This window comes from Lunatimonas salinarum (assembly GCF_017811155.1).
Taxonomy (GTDB): Bacteria; Bacteroidota; Bacteroidia; order Cytophagales; family Cyclobacteriaceae; genus Lunatimonas; species Lunatimonas salinarum.
The window spans coordinates 1-505 of record NZ_JACVCV010000114.1; the positions used below are offsets into that span (position 1 = coordinate 1).

A 505-nucleotide genomic window follows, 5' to 3' on the forward strand; every position below is an offset into this window, starting at 1 on the left:
ATATCGCATACCACAGATACACCGGTTTTTGCCGCTAGAAGATCACTTTTTGGTCATTTACAGTAAGGGCCTTTCTCCGGAGACAAAGGCGGTCTACGATGTATCAGACCCGGCCCAGCGAATGAAACTTGTGTACTCCTTTCCCATGGAAATGGCTGTTTTTGACTTAGATTTTACTAACCTGACCGTTGATCAATTCACTCCCAAAAGCATGAATCCCTATTCAGCCTTGGTGGACAGCAAAGGGCAAATTCTAGCGCTAAAAGACCAGGAAAGGGCAGGAATAGAGGAAGATTTTCATACCCTGTATTCCTATCGGTTGGTTGCTGGCCAACCGCAGTAATTCGGGACCAATGTAACCATTTCAGCATTGTCCTGAGGTTTAAATGTACCGTTTTGCCCTCAAAGCTCTCTTGGTTTAGATCCTCATTTAAGCCAGACAATAGAACACATTGCCAATCCCAAATTCCTTTGCAATTTGAGACATTGTTTTCCGCAAAGTTTT

Annotated in this window: 1 protein-coding gene; it reads left to right on the top strand. The window is 43.8% G+C overall.

Annotated features, from left to right (window positions below; genetic code table 11):
* Positions 1-343: hypothetical protein (locus IAQ59_RS22140; RefSeq protein WP_209333028.1), on the top strand; the 343-nt coding region annotated here is incomplete at its 5' end.
* Between the last annotated feature and the right edge of the window lie 162 nt (positions 344-505).